Annotated in this window: 14 protein-coding genes and 2 other annotated features; all 14 genes read right to left on the bottom strand. The window is 43.7% G+C overall.

Annotated elements, in window-relative coordinates; translation table 11 throughout:
• Nucleotides 1-152: 152 nt before the first annotated feature.
• The 14 genes from spoIID to nuoL all read right to left on the bottom strand — a co-directional run bounded on the left by spoIID (nucleotide 153) and on the right by nuoL (nucleotide 16,210).
• Complete coding sequence (spoIID, locus tag IEO70_RS14255; RefSeq protein ID WP_190999043.1) at nucleotides 153-1,187, bottom strand: stage II sporulation protein D; 1,035 nt, start codon at nucleotides 1,185-1,187, stop codon at nucleotides 153-155.
• Nucleotides 1,188-1,486: 299 nt separating this feature from the next.
• Complete coding sequence (gene murA, locus IEO70_RS14250) at nucleotides 1,487-2,788, bottom strand: UDP-N-acetylglucosamine 1-carboxyvinyltransferase (RefSeq protein WP_190999042.1); 1,302 nt, start codon at nucleotides 2,786-2,788, stop codon at nucleotides 1,487-1,489.
• A gap of 32 nt (nucleotides 2,789-2,820) precedes the next feature.
• Complete coding sequence (locus IEO70_RS14245) at nucleotides 2,821-3,549, bottom strand: YwmB family TATA-box binding protein (RefSeq protein WP_190999041.1); 729 nt, start codon at nucleotides 3,547-3,549, stop codon at nucleotides 2,821-2,823.
• 115 nt (nucleotides 3,550-3,664) lie between these two features.
• Nucleotides 3,665-3,898 carry a DUF1146 family protein gene (locus IEO70_RS14240; protein ID WP_190999040.1) on the bottom strand — a complete coding sequence of 78 codons (234 nt, stop codon included), beginning with the start codon at nucleotides 3,896-3,898 and terminating at the stop codon, nucleotides 3,665-3,667.
• Between the two features lie 461 nt (nucleotides 3,899-4,359).
• Nucleotides 4,360-5,148, bottom strand: coding sequence for a tryptophan synthase subunit alpha (gene trpA, locus IEO70_RS14235; RefSeq protein ID WP_190999039.1), 789 nt, complete (start codon nucleotides 5,146-5,148; stop codon nucleotides 4,360-4,362).
• Nucleotides 5,145-6,344, bottom strand: a complete 1,200-nt coding sequence (gene trpB, locus IEO70_RS14230) for a tryptophan synthase subunit beta (RefSeq protein ID WP_190999046.1) — start codon at nucleotides 6,342-6,344, stop codon at nucleotides 5,145-5,147. Before trpB ends, trpA begins: the two co-directional genes overlap by 4 nt.
• Nucleotides 6,345-6,346: 2 nt before the next feature.
• Complete coding sequence (locus IEO70_RS14225) at nucleotides 6,347-6,961, bottom strand: phosphoribosylanthranilate isomerase (protein ID WP_190999045.1); 615 nt, start codon at nucleotides 6,959-6,961, stop codon at nucleotides 6,347-6,349.
• A gap of 2 nt (nucleotides 6,962-6,963) precedes the next feature.
• The gene (trpC, locus tag IEO70_RS14220; protein ID WP_190999038.1) at nucleotides 6,964-7,737 is read right to left on the bottom strand and encodes an indole-3-glycerol phosphate synthase TrpC; all 774 of its coding nucleotides are present in this window, start codon (nucleotides 7,735-7,737) and stop codon (nucleotides 6,964-6,966) included.
• Nucleotides 7,734-8,753 (bottom strand): anthranilate phosphoribosyltransferase, encoded by a 1,020-nt coding sequence (trpD, locus tag IEO70_RS14215; protein WP_190999037.1) that lies wholly within the window; start codon nucleotides 8,751-8,753, stop codon nucleotides 7,734-7,736. The genes trpC and trpD overlap by 4 nt, the downstream gene beginning before the upstream one ends.
• Nucleotides 8,750-9,331: an anthranilate synthase component II gene (locus IEO70_RS14210; protein ID WP_190999036.1), complete on the bottom strand. Its 582-nt coding sequence runs from the start codon at nucleotides 9,329-9,331 to the stop codon at nucleotides 8,750-8,752. The genes trpD and IEO70_RS14210 overlap by 4 nt, the downstream gene beginning before the upstream one ends.
• Nucleotides 9,328-10,716 carry an anthranilate synthase component I gene (trpE, locus tag IEO70_RS14205; protein ID WP_190999035.1) on the bottom strand — a complete coding sequence of 463 codons (1,389 nt, stop codon included), beginning with the start codon at nucleotides 10,714-10,716 and terminating at the stop codon, nucleotides 9,328-9,330. Before trpE ends, IEO70_RS14210 begins: the two co-directional genes overlap by 4 nt.
• 64 nt (nucleotides 10,717-10,780) lie before the next feature.
• Nucleotides 10,781-11,022: a binding site (T-box leader), on the bottom strand.
• Nucleotides 11,023-11,057: 35 nt separating this feature from the next.
• Nucleotides 11,058-11,255: a binding site (T-box leader), on the bottom strand.
• A 54-nt stretch (nucleotides 11,256-11,309) separates the two neighbouring features.
• The gene (gene nuoN, locus IEO70_RS14200; RefSeq protein WP_190999034.1) at nucleotides 11,310-12,830 is read right to left on the bottom strand and encodes an NADH-quinone oxidoreductase subunit NuoN; all 1,521 of its coding nucleotides are present in this window, start codon (nucleotides 12,828-12,830) and stop codon (nucleotides 11,310-11,312) included.
• A 6-nt stretch (nucleotides 12,831-12,836) separates the two neighbouring features.
• Entirely contained in the window at nucleotides 12,837-14,348 is a 1,512-nt protein-coding gene (locus IEO70_RS14195) for an NADH-quinone oxidoreductase subunit M (RefSeq protein WP_190999033.1), read from the bottom strand.
• The gene (gene nuoL / locus IEO70_RS14190) at nucleotides 14,348-16,210 is read right to left on the bottom strand and encodes an NADH-quinone oxidoreductase subunit L (protein WP_190999032.1); all 1,863 of its coding nucleotides are present in this window, start codon (nucleotides 16,208-16,210) and stop codon (nucleotides 14,348-14,350) included. The genes IEO70_RS14195 and nuoL overlap by 1 nt, the downstream gene beginning before the upstream one ends.
• Nucleotides 16,211-16,228: the final 18 nt, after the last annotated feature.

The raw sequence follows: 16,228 nt of genomic DNA, 5'->3' as shown, positions 1-16,228 counted from the left end.
AGATTCCGCGTCACCACGGACACCCTTGCGTTAAGCTAACTGTTACTTCTGCCTTCACAGCTCGGGACTTTCACCCTATAGATTGCACCCATGCCGGGCGCACTTAAAAAGACCATTGAGAGGATCCTCTCAATGGTCCGGAAAATGGATTTCTATTTATTTGCGACAATTTGCTGCGTCAACGTATCTGCTGAGGCTATTTCAATACCTTGATAGTAATGCTTGACAATTTCTTCATAAGATTTGCCTTCCTTCGCCATACCATTAGCACCCCACTGGCTCATTCCGACACCATGGCCGTATCCTTTCGTTGTAATGATGACAGCATTGCCCTGCACGTTCCAACTGAAGTCTGTTGATCGTAAATCTAATAGTTCGCGAATTTGTTTGCCGGTGAATTGCTTACCGTTAATGTTGACCTTCGCCACTCGCTTGCCCGGCGTTCGCTCAACAATGGTGCCGACTGTTTCTTTATTTTTCAGCTTTACGCCCAATTTATTTTCAAATTCCGAGATGGCTATGCTTTTTTTCTCTTCAAACTCCGGTGCCTGCTCATCCCAAGGACTTTCGACACTCTTTAAATACGGATAAGGATTTTTCCAGTATGCTTCCGCATTTTCAGTAAAACCGTTACCGTTCGAGAAAAAGGTAGCTGTAATCGGGCGTCCATCATACGTCAAAATTTGCCCCTCTGTCTCGAGTACTGCCTGCGCTATTTTATTCATCTTAGCTTCGTATTCACTGCCCCATTGCACTCTCAAATCCGCATCATTTTTGAACACCTGATAGTTGACTGTATCATCGACTTGCGCCCCGGCTGGCAATCCGGAACTCTTCCCGCTCAGCAGATGGTTGACAATATACGTCCTTGCTGTAAGCGCCTGCGCTTTTAACGCCTCTAATTCAAACGTAGTCGGCATTTCCGAAGCAACCACTCCGACAATGTACTTCTCTAAAGGCAGCGTTTCCACCTTCTTGCTTGCAGTCCGGTAGACGCCAACCTCCAAGTCTGACTGCTCCAACCGGGAGATGTCTAGTCCCGCTTGCTGCTTCTTCCCATCCCGATTCTCCACCAGTGCTCCACCACTTTCATTCTTTAAGGAAGGGATCGCAAGTATAGCAGGAATAATGATGGTTACAATGCAGATTGTTGTGATTAATACTAGTAATGGTTTAATAGATTTCAAAATCTTGGCCCCCTTTGCACTTACCGCTCTATATACATATGATAGAAAAACAAGAATTATGACCTGGAACTTTATCAAAAGCGCAAGCGCCCCCCTAAAAAGCACCGTATGAACTGAGGCACTCAGTATAAGAGTCACAAAGACAGACTAACGTCCATGGCAGTCTTTGTCCCGCCTTCCCAAAGATATCGGAAACACGAAATACATTCATTTAAACTTAGACATAGTATAGACTTTTATAATTTACTAAACGACAAAAAACCTGATTAGCTCAGCTAACCAGGTTGATGTTTATTCCATTATGCGTTTAAATCTGCCACAATTGCTGTTTTATTGCTGATTGCATCATTAACACGTTCAATATCCGCTCCCAGCGCAGCAAGTTTGCCATGGAAGTCAACATATCCGCGATCTAAATGTTTCAATTCAGTTACTCGTGTCACACCTTCTGCCACAAGCCCAGTCAAAATAAGCGCAGCTGCCGCACGCAAATCTGTCGCAGCAACTTCAGCACCTTGCAGATTAGAAGGACCATTAATAATTGTAGAACGTCCTTCAATTTTAATATCGGCATTCATGCGGCGGAATTCTTCCACGTGCATGAAGCGATTTTCGAACACAGTTTCAGTGATCATTCCTGTTCCCTCTGCTTGAAGAAGCAATGCCATCATTTGTGATTGCATATCAGTTGGGAAGCCTGGATGAGGCATCGTTTTAATATCGACAGCTGAAAGCTTTTCAGGTCCGATAACACGAAGTCCTTCGCTCTCATCGATGATTTCAATGCCCATTTCTTTCATTTTTGCGATTAATGAAGTCAGATGCTCTGCAACAGCACCTTTTACTAAAACATTTCCTTTTGTAATCGCTGCCGCTACCATAAACGTTCCGGCTTCAATACGGTCTGGAATGATTGTATGAGTTGTGCCATTTAGCGCTTCAACACCGTCAATGCGGATTGTACCAGTGCCGGCACCTCGAACTTTGGCGCCCATTTTATTTAAAAGGTTCGCCAGGTCAACGATTTCCGGTTCTTTAGCAGCATTATCGATTACTGTTGTCCCCTCAGCTAATGTAGCAGCCATCATGATATTCTCAGTAGCGCCTACACTCGGGAAATCCAAGTAAATCTTAGCTCCTTTTAATCTTCCGTTTACTTCTGCTTCAATAAATCCGTTTCCTACTTTTACTTTAGCACCCATAGCTTCAAAGCCTTTTAAGTGCTGATCAAGGGGACGAGAACCGATTGCGCAGCCTCCCGGCAAAGCAACTCGCGCTTTCCCGTTACGACCAAGCAAAGAGCCCATAACTAATACAGAAGCACGCATTTTCCTCACATATTCAAAAGGCGCTTCCTCTTTTAATTCTCTTGATGCATCTACAGTGACGATGTTATTTGCAAAATCAACGTCTGCATTTAAATTACGCAAAACCTCGTTAATTGTAAATACATCGGAGAGTGTCGGTACGTCTTTAATGACGCATTTCCCATTACTTGCTAATAGTGTTGCAGCGATAACAGGCAGTACGGAGTTTTTCGCTCCTTCAATTTTCACTGTTCCATTCAGTCTGTTTCCGCCGCGGACGATGATCTTTTCCAAAAGTATTCCCCTCCGCGTCCAATTTCTCTATATTAATATTCAAATGTTATGATGGGTGTGCCAATTACAAAGGAAGTCTTTTGACTCATTCCATCAAATCGCATGGCTAGTTGTAAATTATACTGTTCACTTATAAATGATTGCTTAAATAATGAAGAATTTGCGGTAATGGATACGAAGTTGCTTTCTTTTACACTTTCCGTTTCCACCGCATTCAAACTGGTTAATAAACCATCCAGTTTAGAAGTTAAAACCTTATCAATATTACCACTTATTTCACCTTTTACACAAGTGAAAAATATGGTATATCGACTAAAAATACTAGTTTCAACAGCTTTTCTTTTTTTCTGCAGCTGTTCTGCCGTAATACTGTTTACTGATGTACCTTTAATCTCATAATTTAAATAGGAATCTGTATTGCTCTTTAAAGACGAGCTGAATGTAACAGTTTCTACAAGCAAATAATCTTTGCGTTCGCCAACAAGAGCTATTGCCTGTTCATTTTGCCTGATTTGCCATTGATAATCAGACAAGCTATCTTTCAATCTATCAGCCTCTTTTAAAAATTGTTCCTTTGTTTCTATCCCATCCATCGACTCTCTTGCTGTTACAATCCATTCTTTGACTGACATGTCACTATGATGGCTTATGATTTTCAATATAGTCTCGAGATCAGAGGCCTCTTTTTGAGCTCTAATCGTACTATTCCCAACGTTTAGTACCATCAAACCAATAACGATAATATAGACAGCTCTGCGCATATTCATTCCTCCCCTAGAAACAAGCCTAGCCTTCATAAGGGAGATTCATACATCCAATACCTCGTCATTTTATGACATCAAATTTTTTTCTATTTATCTAGTATGAATGGCATTTTTAAAAGAAATATGGATTTCTTGTGGCTAATGAAAGGTAATTTAAAAAGAAGTTACTGACTGTCGATGCAATTGCAACCGTTAATAAAATATACAGAAGCCTCGCTTGAAATACCTTATTTGGTCGAAGAAACTTTTCAAAATTCAAAGCTTGCAGCGCCCACCAAGTAACAGCTATAAAAAATAAATGGGACACAATCCCTAATATTGACTGTTGAGCAAGCGTTTCAAACATAAAGAGCCTCCTTCATTTAATTCTCTTACATTCTAGCATATTGTTCTATTATGAGAGAATTATATCGTCATTAACAGTTACTGGTAGTCTTGAACAAATATTTGGCAACACTATTTATTATATATGTTTGTATCGGTATTTTATACATAAATACAAAGAAAATTAGCAAATATTAGCGAATTTTGATGAATATATGTATGAAACTTTCTTTTTTATAGAATATTAGACTTCTTTGCACCCAATCCTCGAAGAAAACAATACTTTTGCGTCATGATACCTGATGATTTTAGGAACCAAGTACTGAAGTACCAGTTTATCAGGCCTTTGTTATAAGCTCGTCATCTTTCTTTAGCATCATGTTAAAGCGCAGCGGCGGATGAGCACTGAAGCTAGACGTCGATAAACTTGCTAAACCGCAAAAAAACTGTCGCCTTTTGTCATGTGCGACAGTTTTTCAAATCTTATTCGTGAGATAAGCTTCTCTTCGCTGCTTGGATTAATTCTTTAATGAGATGCTGTTCCCCGTTTTGCAAATGCTGAATGATTTGGCTGCCGACAATGGTCCCATCACATACCTGGCTCATTTGGCGCACATGCTCCGGAGTCGAGATGCCAAATCCGGCCAGAACAGGAACATCGCTCATTTGTTTCAATAAATCAACGTAGCGGGACGGATCGGTGCTGAACTCATTCCTTATGCCGGTTACTCCTTTTACTGTCACAGCATATATGAAGCCTTCCGCTCCGCTTGCAAGTTGTTTCAGTCTCTCGGGAGGACTCGTAATAGAAGCAAGACGAATAAATGCTAAATCGTATTGCTGCAAAGTCGGCTTAATTTCTTGCTCCTCTTCAAGCGGTACATCCGGAATAATGCAACCGTCTATTCCAATCTTTTTGCAAGTTTGTGCAAACTGTTCTAATCCGACTGATAAAATCGGGTTCAAATACGTCATGAACAGAAGCGGGATTGTGACAGTTTGACGCACATTTTCCAGTGCCTTCAAAATGCCCTGTATTGTCGTACCTGCTTGCAGAGCGCGCATGCCGGCTTCCTGAATGACCGGTCCGTCGGCAGCGGGATCTGAGAAAGGTATGCCGATTTCAATCATCGTAGCTCCCGCCGACTGCATAAACTCCAACTGCGGAATCAATTTATCTAGACCTCCATCGCCTGCCATAATGTAAGGAACGAAGCATTTATCTCCACTTTCGATCACTTGTGTTAAAGATTGCTGCAAATGTCCGCTCATGCTTCTTCACCTCCTAAATAACGCTGCACCGACTCAACATCCTTATCTCCACGTCCTGATAAACAAATGACGAGTGTTTCGTTCTCATCCATTTCTTTCGCCAACTTCAGCGCATAAGCTACTGCATGCGAGCTTTCAAGTGCCGGTATGATGCCTTCTGTTTTACATAGAAGTTGCAATGCTTCCAATGCTTCTGCATCGGTAATAGATGTGTAGGTCACGCGTTTTTCATCTTTCAGGAAACAATGTTCCGGACCGACTCCCGGGTAATCAAGCCCCGCTGAAATGGAATGAGCTTCAATTACTTGGCCGAATTCATCTTGCAGCAAATACATTTTGGAACCATGCAAAACACCAATTTTTCCTTTCGTCAAAGATGCGGCATGAAACTCTGTACCTAAGCCTTGGCCCGCAGCTTCTACCCCAATTAACCGTACATTCTCATCTTCCAAAAACGGATAAAACATGCCCATCGCATTTGAGCCGCCTCCGATACAGGCAACTACCGCATCCGGCAACCGTCCTTCCTTCCGGAGCATTTGCTCTCTCGTTTCACTTCCTATGACACTTTGGAAGTCACGAACGATTTGCGGGAACGGATGTGGACCAAGCACAGAACCCATTAAATAATGGGTATCGTCCACATGCGCAACCCAATAACGAAGTGCTTCGTTCACCGCATCCTTCAATGTTGCACTGCCTTGTGTGACGCTGATGACCTTCGCTCCGAGCAGCTGCATCCGGAACACATTCAGCCTCTGCCTTTTCACATCTTCCGCCCCCATGAATACAGTGCACTCCAATCCAAGTAAAGCGCAAACCGTTGCAGATGCGACTCCATGCTGACCTGCACCCGTTTCAGCGACAACCTTCTTTTTGCCCATTCGCTTAGCAAGCAATGCCTGCCCAATTGTATTATTGATTTTATGAGCTCCGGTATGATTCAAATCCTCACGCTTCAAATAAATTTTCGGTCCGCCGGCATAGGCGCTTAGTCTCTCAGCGTAATAAAGCGGCGTTTCACGTCCGACATATTCCTTTAAATAGTCGTTCAACTCACGTCTAAAAGATTCATCCTGCATCGCTTCCTCGTACGCTTTTTCAAGCTGAAAAGTCGCTTCTATTAACGTTTCCGGTATATATCTACCCCCATAAGGTCCATATTTCCCATTCGCATCCGGTTGCGCATAAGTCATCATTAAAAATTCTCCCCTTTAGCATTTTGTAAAAATAGCTGGATTTTTTGCTGATCTTTAACCCCATTCGTTTCGACACCGCTCGATACGTCAACCATAGCCGGCCTGACAAGGCGAATCGCTTCCTTTACATTGTCAGCATTTAATCCTCCTGCAAGAATAATACGGCTATGTTCTTGAAGATCCTCAATGAGATTCCAGTCAAACGTCTGTCCATTTCCCCCTTGATAGACCTTACCTTTCGGGCTATCGGCCAATACATAGGCTGACGGGTAAAATAAAGCCGTTTGCACATCCTCTTTTGTTGTGATTCCGACTGCTTTTATGGTCGGATAGCTTAACTTTCGGCATGTTCCCGCATCTTCCTCACCGTGGAGCTGAATCATTGTCAGTCCGCAATAGGAGGCTATTTCCTCCATTGTTTCGACAGCTTCATTGACGAAAACACCAACCTTTTCGACATACGCAGGAAGCTGCCCGATAATGTTTTTGGCTGCGTCTGGGGTAATTCTTCTTTTACTATGCGCAAAAACAAAGCCAAGCGCATCGGCTCCGTACCGAACAGCAACATGTGCCGTTTCTATGTCTGTGATGCCGCAGATTTTCACTTTTACCATATTCATACCAATTCCTTTAAAGACAGCTCGTTCATCGTTTTCGCTATGTCTTCTGACTTCATGAGTGTTTCGCCGACAAGGATGCCGTTTGCACCTGCTTTTTGTACAATCCGAACATCTTCTCCGCTCACAATGCCACTTTCGCTGATCAGCACTATGTCCGCAAGTTTCGGATGCTGCGCCAAGCGGACAGTCGTTTGCAAATCGACAACGAACGTAGAAAGGTTGCGGTTGTTGATGCCAATGATGTTTGCACCGATTGAAAGTGCCCGTTCCAGTTCAGTTTCATCATGAACTTCGACAAGCACATCCATTCCTTCGCCGGATGCGAAGTCATACAATCTTTTTAATTGCCCTTGTTCCAAGGCAGCAACAATAAGTAAGATCACATCAGCTCCAACCGACTTCGCTTTTTTGATTTGCACTTCATCAATGATGAAATCCTTGCATAAAATCGGAATTTGAACAGCCTCACGTACAGCTGAAAGATCTTCAAATCGCCCTTTAAAGAACGGGTAATCCGTCAATACCGATATTGCAGCAGCGCCTGCCTGCTCATATTGTTTTGCTTGTTTCACCGGATCGACATGTTCCTGCAGCATTCCTTTTGAAGGTGATTGCCGTTTAATTTCAGCAATAATGCCGACTGGCGCTTTCTGTTTGATTGCATTTATTAAAGATAAAGGTCTCCGCTTCACTGCCGATATATTCTCTCGCTTTAAAGCTTGCACCTCGTTTTGTTTTTCGGTCAGGATTTTCTCTAAAATCGAACTCATGAAATTCTCTCCTTTACGCTTTTCTCGATCAGTTTGCGCAACGTTCCGTAAGCCCGACCAGAGTCGATGCTCTCAGCAGCTGCTTTAATTCCGTCCTCTACAGTCGCTGCTACGCCTGCTGCATAAATTCCGAGCCCGGCGTTTAGAAGCACCGTATCTCTGTGAGCCCCGGTTTGACCCGTTAAGACATTTTTCAAAATTTGCGCGTTCACTTGCGCATCTCCGCCGATAATTTCTTTATTATCGTACGGATTTAATCCCACTTCTTCCGGTGTAAGCGTGAATGAGTGAATACTGCCGTTTTCCAGCAGCGAGATGTGATTTTCTCCCTGTAAAGAAGCTTCATCCATGGAACCTGCACCGTTCACTACCACTGCCCGCTTTCTTCCAAGCTTTTTCAGCACTGCCGCAAATATATCGACATATTTTTGGTCATAAATGCCTACAAGCTGAAAATCTAAAGCAATCGGGTTCGTGAGCGGACCAATAAGATTAAAGATAGTCGGAATCTTTAACTCTCTCCTTACCTTCATAATCCGGCCAAGCCTAGGGTGAACATGCGGCGCAAACAAAAAGGCGATACCAATTTCATGGATTAATTCCTCCATTGCTTCCTGTGGCATATGCAAATTGACGCCTAGTGCCTCCAATACATCAGCACTGCCGGTTTTGCTGCTGATACTGCGGTTTCCGTGCTTTGCCACCTTAATTCCTGCTCCTGCAATGACAAACGCTGAGGTTGAGCTGACATTGAAGCTGCTGGAGCCATCTCCTCCTGTGCCGCAATTATCCATCACACCTTTTATATCTTTAGGAAACGGCAAAGCCTGTTCCAGGAGCGTCTCAATTAAGCCCGCTATTTCATCGACTGTTTCTCCTTTCAATTTCAAAGCGATAAGAAAGGCGGCTAGCTCACTATCTGTGACTTCATCCAGAAACATCAGCTCTGTTGCAGTTTTCATTTCTTCATAAGACAGCGATTGACGATTCATCAATTTTTGCAAATAAAGTTTCATAAAACAGCCTCCTTACATTTTCGAAGAAAGTTTGCGACGATTTTATTGCCTTCCTTTGTACCGATTGATTCCGGATGAAACTGGATACCGACAACAAGATGCTCACGATGGGCAAGCGCCATAATTTCCCCGTCTTCGCTAAAGGCGATTACTTCCAGCATTTTCGGGAGCGTCTCTTTCTCCGCTGCCAATGAGTGATAGCGCATGACTTGAATTTGTTGCGTCAGTCCTTCAAACACATTGTTTTCAAAATGACGGATGGCTGAAACTTTCCCATGCATAATTGATTTAGCTCTGATAATATTGCCTCCAAATGCTGAAGCGATTGCCTGATGGCCGAGACAAATACCTAAAATCGGTATTTTGTCATAACATTGCTTAATCAGGTCAATCATGATGCCCGCCTGCTCAGGGCGGCCCGGTCCCGGCGACAGCACGATCGCTTTCGGATTCATTTCCAGTACTTCTTCAACTGTCAGCTTATCGTTACGTATGACAACCACGTCTTCTCCAAGTGCGCTGACTTGCTGGTACAGGTTAAACGTGAACGAATCATAATTATCAATCAGCAAAATCATAGTTCCACCTCCATAAATGCCCGGGCTTTATTCAGGACTTCATTATGTTCCATATCGGGATCAGAATCATAGACAATACCTGCTCCCGCCTGAATTGTCGCTTGCCCGTCTTTCACAATCATCGTTCGAATTGCAAGCGCAAAGTCAAAGCTGCCATGATTGGAGAAATAACCAACTGCGCCGGCATACACGCCTCTTTTCACTTTTTCAAGTTCATTAATAATGCTCATCGCCCGTATTTTTGGAGCTCCCGATACGGTGCCGGCCGGCAAACAAGATGCTAATACTTGACCGTTTGAAATGTCCGCACGCTTCGAACCGACCACTTCCGAAACAATATGCATAACATGTTTGTATTTCTCAATGACCATATACTTCGTCAGCTCTACACTACCAATCTCGCAAACCCGGCCAAGATCATTCCGTCCTAAATCGACTAACATTCGATGCTCTGCCAATTCCTTTTCATCTTGGAGCAATTCAATTTCAAGCACGGTATCTTCCTCTGCCGTTCTTCCTCTTTTTCTCGTTCCGGCAATCGGATTTGTCACAATCTTAACGCCGTCTCCCTTCAACAAACTTTCCGGAGAGGCACCGACAATCTGATAATCGTGAAAGTCGATATAAAACATATACGGTGACGGATTATGCGTCCTCAAACTGCGATAAAAGTAGAACGGATCGCCTGCAAAAGCTGTGGAAAAACGCTGTGAAAGCACGACCTGAAAAATCTCGCCCTTCTCGATTTCTTCTTTTGCCTTTTTCACCTTTTCCTCAAATTGCTGCTGCGTCATATTGGATTGAAAGTCGATTGTTGACTTACTTATTTTTTCAAACGAAGACGGCTTCGGGCCTTGTTCAATCATAGCCGCTATTCCTTCCGCCCTCTCATTGAAATTCGCTTCTGTTTCTGCATCCCCAATATGGACAATCGAGATTTTCTGGCTGATATGGTCATAGACAATGATGTCGCTATAAAAAAGCAAATGTGCTTCAGGCATGTTCAATTCATCAAAAGGTGCTTCTCCGATTTCCTCATACTGACGAATGATATCGTAACCGACATAGCCGACTGCTCCTCCCATCAGCGGGAATGGTTGATCGCTAAGGTTCTCTTGCGGCAAATATTTTTCCAAAACATCAAGAAACCGACCGTTCTCAGTAAGTATTTCATTTCCGCTTTGAATGGTGACCTCCATGCCGTAAGCGCGCATCTCCATGTACGGGTTGGTTCCAATGAAGGAGTAACGACCATGCTGTTCATGCTTCATAGAGCTTTCCAGCAAAAACTTCTTCTCTCCCGGCAAGCTTTGAAAAATAGCAATCGGTGTATAAATATCGCCTTCAATTTGCTTTTGAAAAACTTTCTTTCCGGCTGTTTTCATCTATTTCTAACCCCTTTTCAATAATTTCTTCGTATAAAAAAAGTCCTCTACAAGCCATTGGCTCGTAGAGGACGATTATGTTAACCGCGGTACCACCTCAATTAAAGGAATGTGCATTCCCTTCGCTTTTCGGACACGTAATTGTATGCCCTATCCATCTAACGGCGGAAACCGTGCACGCCTACTATTCATTCAACGCGCCTCTCATGAGTCCATTCGATTCATTCTTGCATATCGGGCTCTCACCATCCCCCAACTCTCTGAAATGCTCAAACTGAATTTACTACTCTCAATCACTGATTTATTGTATTAATTTACGAACACAAAAAGGTCCCTCATCCGAAAAGGACGAGAGACCCGTGGTGCCACCTTTATTAGCTGCCGAAACGACAGCCACTCAATGTCTCTTATAACGAGGAGACGATTCGCCATGAAGGATGCTCCGAAGTCCATTCACTAAAACTCCCACACTGATTCGCACCGACCATCAGCTCTCTAAAGTGTTTGTAGTAGCTACTATTCTTCTTCAACGCTTTTTAAATTTTCTTAATTTTTAATTATATTAACACTACTAGAAATAAATGTAAAGTACATTATTCAACAAAGTCGTCAAATTGTTTAAATTCACCCAGAAAATCTAAAGCGATCCCCGGAATGATTCCAAATATTATAGTACCCAAGACACAAATTGATAATACAATCAGCAAACTTGGAGCAATACGACCACGATTGGGGTTTCCCTGCTCGAATGCCGGCCGAAAAAACATCTGCTTCATTACTCCAATATAGTAAACATAAGAGATGACAGTCGTTCCGATTAAAGTGGCTGCCAGCACATAGTTGCTCGGATTGACGGAAAATGTCCCGATAAAAATATACATTTTGCCAATAAAGCCTGCTGTGCCCGGTATGCCTGCCATTGACAGCAGAAAAATGCTCATCGTGACAGCCAACAGCGGATTACTTTTGTATAACCCTGCATACGAGTCGATTTCCGTCGACCCTGTTTTCTCTTGCATATGCTGAACAATAGCGAACGCGCCTACATTCATAAGCATATAAGCGACTAAGTAAAACCAAATAATGCTGCTGGTAAAATAACCAAGTGTTGCTATGGAAACTAGCAAGTAACCGGCATGGGCAATGCTGGAGTAGGCAAGCATTCTTTTTATATTGCTTTGGCGAAGCGCAACTACATTGCCGATGACCATCGTCACACCTGCCAGTACAGCAATATAAACGTGATTGATTTCCATAAAGTCGAATGCGCCGACTGCATCCCCTGGCGCTTCCACATATAAAAAGATGATTATCCGCAGCATGATGATAAAACCAGCCGCTTTTGAGATGACACTAAGGAAAGCCGTGACCGGAGTCGGAGCTCCTTGGTACACATCAGGTGCCCACATATGGAATGGAGCTGATGCAATTTTGAATGAAAAGCCAACCAACATCATGAAGAAAGCGACACCGAATAAATATTGAAATTGGCTGTTCAGCATCTGTTCCATCATACTGCCCATTTCCGTCAAGTTAGTCGTGCCGGTCAATCCGTACAGATAACTCATCCCAAACAGTGTGATTGCTGTCGCTATACTCCCGTTGATGACATATTTCATTGCCGCTTCGTTGCTCTGCAAATGACGTTTACGAATGCCGGCGAGGATATAGGATGAAACAGATAACAGCTCCAGACCAACAAACAGTGTGATCAAATCCCCGCTTGATGCCATCACCATAGTACCTAGCAAAGCTGTTAAAAATAAGTAATAAAACTCACCGCGCGTTTCTTCTATCCCCTCGCCTGGTCGATAACTTTCCGCCAAAAGCAGCACAAGCAACATGCCGAATAAGAGAACTAACTTAAAGGCCTTCGCGAATGAATCCAGCCGGAAAGTATCATATAAAATCGATGTTGTCTCAAGAGGAATTAAGCTTAACAACGAGACAATCGCCACTAAGACACCCGCAATCGCAAACCAGCCCAGCGAGCGGCGGCTGTACTTAGCCGGCATTAATAAATCAATAATACACAGCACTGTTAAAACGCCGAGAATGATGAATTCCGGCATCATAGCGCCCCAATTAAACGATAGCAGCGTTTCGATATCCATTACTCATCATCCTCCCCCTTCTGTTAATAGAAAACCGATTGTATCGTAAATAGGATTTTGCAGCAGAGCCGGATATACGCCAATCAAAATGATTACACCCGTCAAAATGATGAGCGGCATCCATTCCGCTCCTCTCACGTCATTCACCGGGCGGACAGCACCTACTTTTCTTTCTCCAAAGGTAATCGCCAGCACAGCCCGGAGCATGTATACAGCCGTTAAAATTAAACCTAACGCACCAATTCCGGCATATAGGGGATAATTTTCAAAAACGCCTAAAAATGCTGTGAACTCGCTGATAAATCCGGACATACCCGGCAATCCCAGCGAAGCAAGACCGCCGACCAGCAGGAAACCTGATAGGACCGGCACTGTTTTTGCTAAGCCGCCGAGCTTTGATAGTTCCGTTGTGCTTGTGCGCTCGTATAAAAGTCCGACAATAAAGAACAACAGAGCGGCAATAAGTCCATGCGAAACTACCTGAAAAATTGCTCCCTGCAAGCCTGCTTCATTTTGCGCTCCCAGCCCCAGCAGCACAATTCCCATATGGGATATCGAGGAATAGGCAAGTACCATTTTGAAGTCATTTTGAACAAAAGCGAGAAATGCTCCGAACAATAAGTTAATTAAACCGAGAATAAGCAAATAGGTAGAAAGGCTGTTGAATTGTTCCGGAAAGATGCCCATTCCGAAACGAATAAGACCGAATGCGCCGATTTTCAAGAGCACACCGGCGTGAAGCATGACAATCGGAGGCGGCGCCTGAACATGGACATTCAGCATCCATGTATGCAGCGGAAAAATCGGTAATTTGACACCGAATGCCACCAAAAGAGCAATCAGCAGTCCATATTTCATCTCCGGTGTGATGTTGGCAATCAACGTTGCCCCGCCGTTCGGAATAACTTGCTGCAAAACAGCAATATTGCTTGTGCCGGTCTTGGCAAACAAAATCATAATCACAATTAACAGCACGGCCGAACCTAATCCGTTATAAACGAGAAAACTATAGGCTGCCTGTTTACTTTTCTCATAACCCCATTTGCTGATTAAAAAGAACATCGGGATGAGCGTCAGTTCAAAAAACAAGAAAAATAGAATTAAATTTTCCGAAGCAAAAACGCCTAACATTCCGATCTGCAGAATCAAAAACAGAAGAAAATAACCTTTCCGCTCCTTCTTTATTTGCACCGAAGCGATAGCTGCCAATGTACAGAGCAATGAAGTCAGCAATAGCATGACGAGCGAAAATCCGTCAATTCCCAATTCAAATCTGACAGCATATAAATTCGGATCAAATTGCTCAAAGCTGCCGAAACGGAACCAGTCAAGCCGTATATCGTATTGAGTCAGCTTCTCTCCCGCGCGAAACTGCATATACAAATACAAAGATAGGAGCAGCGCCGGCAAAGTTGCCGCTGTGCCAACCCATTTAATGAGACGTTCTTGATCTTTTCTAATTAACAAAAGCAATAGTATACCGGCTATAGGGGAGAAAATTAATATAGGTAAAATCATTATAATAACCCCCCCGTTATAGCATAGATGGCAAGCAGCAAAGCGAGCCCGACTACAGCTGCTGTACCGTATTGCTGCATTTGGCCGTTTTGCAGTGCAGAGCCTGCTTTTCCAAACAACAGCACAATGCCCTTCACCAGCAGCATCAAGCCCTCGACAATGTAGCAATCGATGAAACGAAGTACAGCACTTATTCCTTTAGTAAGCGGGATAACAGAGCGTCCATATAACTCATCAATATAGTATTTATTGGATAGAAGCCGGTATAGCATCGACTGCTCTCCCCTAAGCCGGTTTCCTGAGATCCGTTTCTTTACATACATTAGATAAGCTATTAAAATCCCGATGACGGACATGGTGACAGCAGACCACATCACCCATCCCGGTCCCTCTATATGACTCTGTCCTAACACCGCATTTCCATCTACAAGCCATTCTCCTAAATAACTGCCGAACCATGCTGTATTAACATACCCGCTCAGAACCGCCAATCCCGCTAATATCACCATTGGAAGCAGCATAGACTTGGGCGCTTCATGAACAGCGCCTGTTTCGCCGCGGCTTTGGCCTGCAAACACAAGAAAAAACAGCCGGAACATATAGAAAGCAGTTAAGCAGGCAGTGATGAGCGCAATAACGAACAATATGATGTTGCCGTCTGCCCTGACGGCCAATAGAATCTCATCTTTACTGAAAAAGCCTGACAGGAACGGCACGCCGGAAATTGCCATCGTACCGATCAGAAAAAGAACACCTGTCCATCTGATTTTTTTCCATAGCCCGCCCATTTTTCGGATATCTTGTGTGGCAACAGCATGTATGACGCTTCCTGCCGCAAGAAAAAGCAAAGCTTTGAAAAAGGCATGCGTCATCAAGTGAAACACACCGGCAACATAGCCTCCGGAGCCTAAGGCAAGCATCATGTAGCCAAGCTGACTGATTGTGGAGTAAGCTAAAACTCGTTTTATATCATTTTGCACAAGCGCAATTGAAGCTGCAAAAATAGCGGTGAACCCTCCTACAATTGCCACTATGTACATAGCCGTTTCGCTTGCTGAAAAAAGCGGAAATGTTGTTGCGACGAGATACACACCTGCTGCAACCATCGTTGCGGCATGAATGAGAGCAGACACAGGAGTCGGTCCTTCCATCGCATCAGGAAGCCATGTGTGAAGCGGAAACTGCCCGGACTTCCCGATTGCCCCGACAAACAACAACAAACAAATAACTGTCAGCAAACCGGCCGGTATCGTTCCGTACTCTACTGCTGTAAAAATGACATCGAGCTCAAAGCTGCCAACTTCCCAAAAAAGCAACATCATGCCGATGAACAGACCGACGTCTCCTATTCTTGTCATAACGAATGCCTTTTTGGCCGCTTTCTTTGCTTCTCTCTTATAAAAGTAAAACCCGATCAGCAAAAATGAACCGACTCCTACCAGCTCCCAAAAAATATAGAGCTGCAATAGATTAGGAGACATCACTAAGCCGAGCATTGCAAATGTAAACAGACCTAAGTAGCTGTAAAAGACCGGCTGCCGCTCATCGCCTCTCATATACCCGACAGAATAAAGCTGAACTAAAAGGCTGACAAGCGATACAACAACAAGCATTAACGCATTTAATTGATTAATTTCAAATCCCGCTGTTAAGGACACATCCCCTATTGTGAGCCAATTGGCCTCCGCTTTGTACGTCGGCGCCGACAAGCGCTCCAAAAGCACCAGCAAGGAATAAACGAAAGAACCGAATGCCAGAGCGATTGCAATATAGGCACTCCATTCCTTTAATTTTTTGCCGAATAGAAGAAGCAATAAAAATGATAATAACGGGAGTAATGGTATGACCCATGCATTTGCCATCCTATCAAGTCCCCTTTT

It is taken from the genome of Peribacillus faecalis (genome assembly GCF_014712675.1).
Lineage (GTDB): Bacteria > Bacillota > Bacilli > Bacillales > DSM-1321 > Bacillus_AD > Bacillus_AD faecalis.
Note: the sequence above shows the minus strand (reverse complement) of the source record. Positions and strands in the feature narration are given on the sequence as shown.

What these genes read in the sequence shown, in the direction of transcription:
- IEO70_RS14245 (WP_190999041.1), bottom strand. Translation starts at nt 3,549, where the DNA reads ATGCGCAGAGCTGTCTATATTATCGTTATTGGTTTGATGGTACTAAAC.
- IEO70_RS14240 (WP_190999040.1), bottom strand. Translation starts at nt 3,898, where the DNA reads ATGTTTGAAACGCTTGCTCAACAGTCAATATTAGGGATTGTGTCCCAT.
- trpA (WP_190999039.1), bottom strand. Translation starts at nt 5,148, where the DNA reads ATGAGCGGACATTTGCAGCAATCTTTAACACAAGTGATCGAAAGTGGA.
- trpB (WP_190999046.1), bottom strand. Translation starts at nt 6,344, where the DNA reads ATGACTTATGCGCAACCGGATGCGAATGGGAAATATGGACCTTATGGG.
- IEO70_RS14225 (WP_190999045.1), bottom strand. Translation starts at nt 6,961, where the DNA reads ATGGTAAAAGTGAAAATCTGCGGCATCACAGACATAGAAACGGCACAT.
- trpC (WP_190999038.1), bottom strand. Translation starts at nt 7,737, where the DNA reads ATGAGTTCGATTTTAGAGAAAATCCTGACCGAAAAACAAAACGAGGTG.
- trpD (WP_190999037.1), bottom strand. Translation starts at nt 8,753, where the DNA reads ATGAAACTTTATTTGCAAAAATTGATGAATCGTCAATCGCTGTCTTAT.
- IEO70_RS14210 (WP_190999036.1), bottom strand. Translation starts at nt 9,331, where the DNA reads ATGATTTTGCTGATTGATAATTATGATTCGTTCACGTTTAACCTGTAC.
- trpE (WP_190999035.1), bottom strand. Translation starts at nt 10,716, where the DNA reads ATGAAAACAGCCGGAAAGAAAGTTTTTCAAAAGCAAATTGAAGGCGAT.
- nuoN (WP_190999034.1), bottom strand. Translation starts at nt 12,830, where the DNA reads ATGGATATCGAAACGCTGCTATCGTTTAATTGGGGCGCTATGATGCCG.
- IEO70_RS14195 (WP_190999033.1), bottom strand. Translation starts at nt 14,348, where the DNA reads ATGATTTTACCTATATTAATTTTCTCCCCTATAGCCGGTATACTATTG.
- nuoL (WP_190999032.1), bottom strand. Translation starts at nt 16,210, where the DNA reads ATGGCAAATGCATGGGTCATACCATTACTCCCGTTATTATCATTTTTA.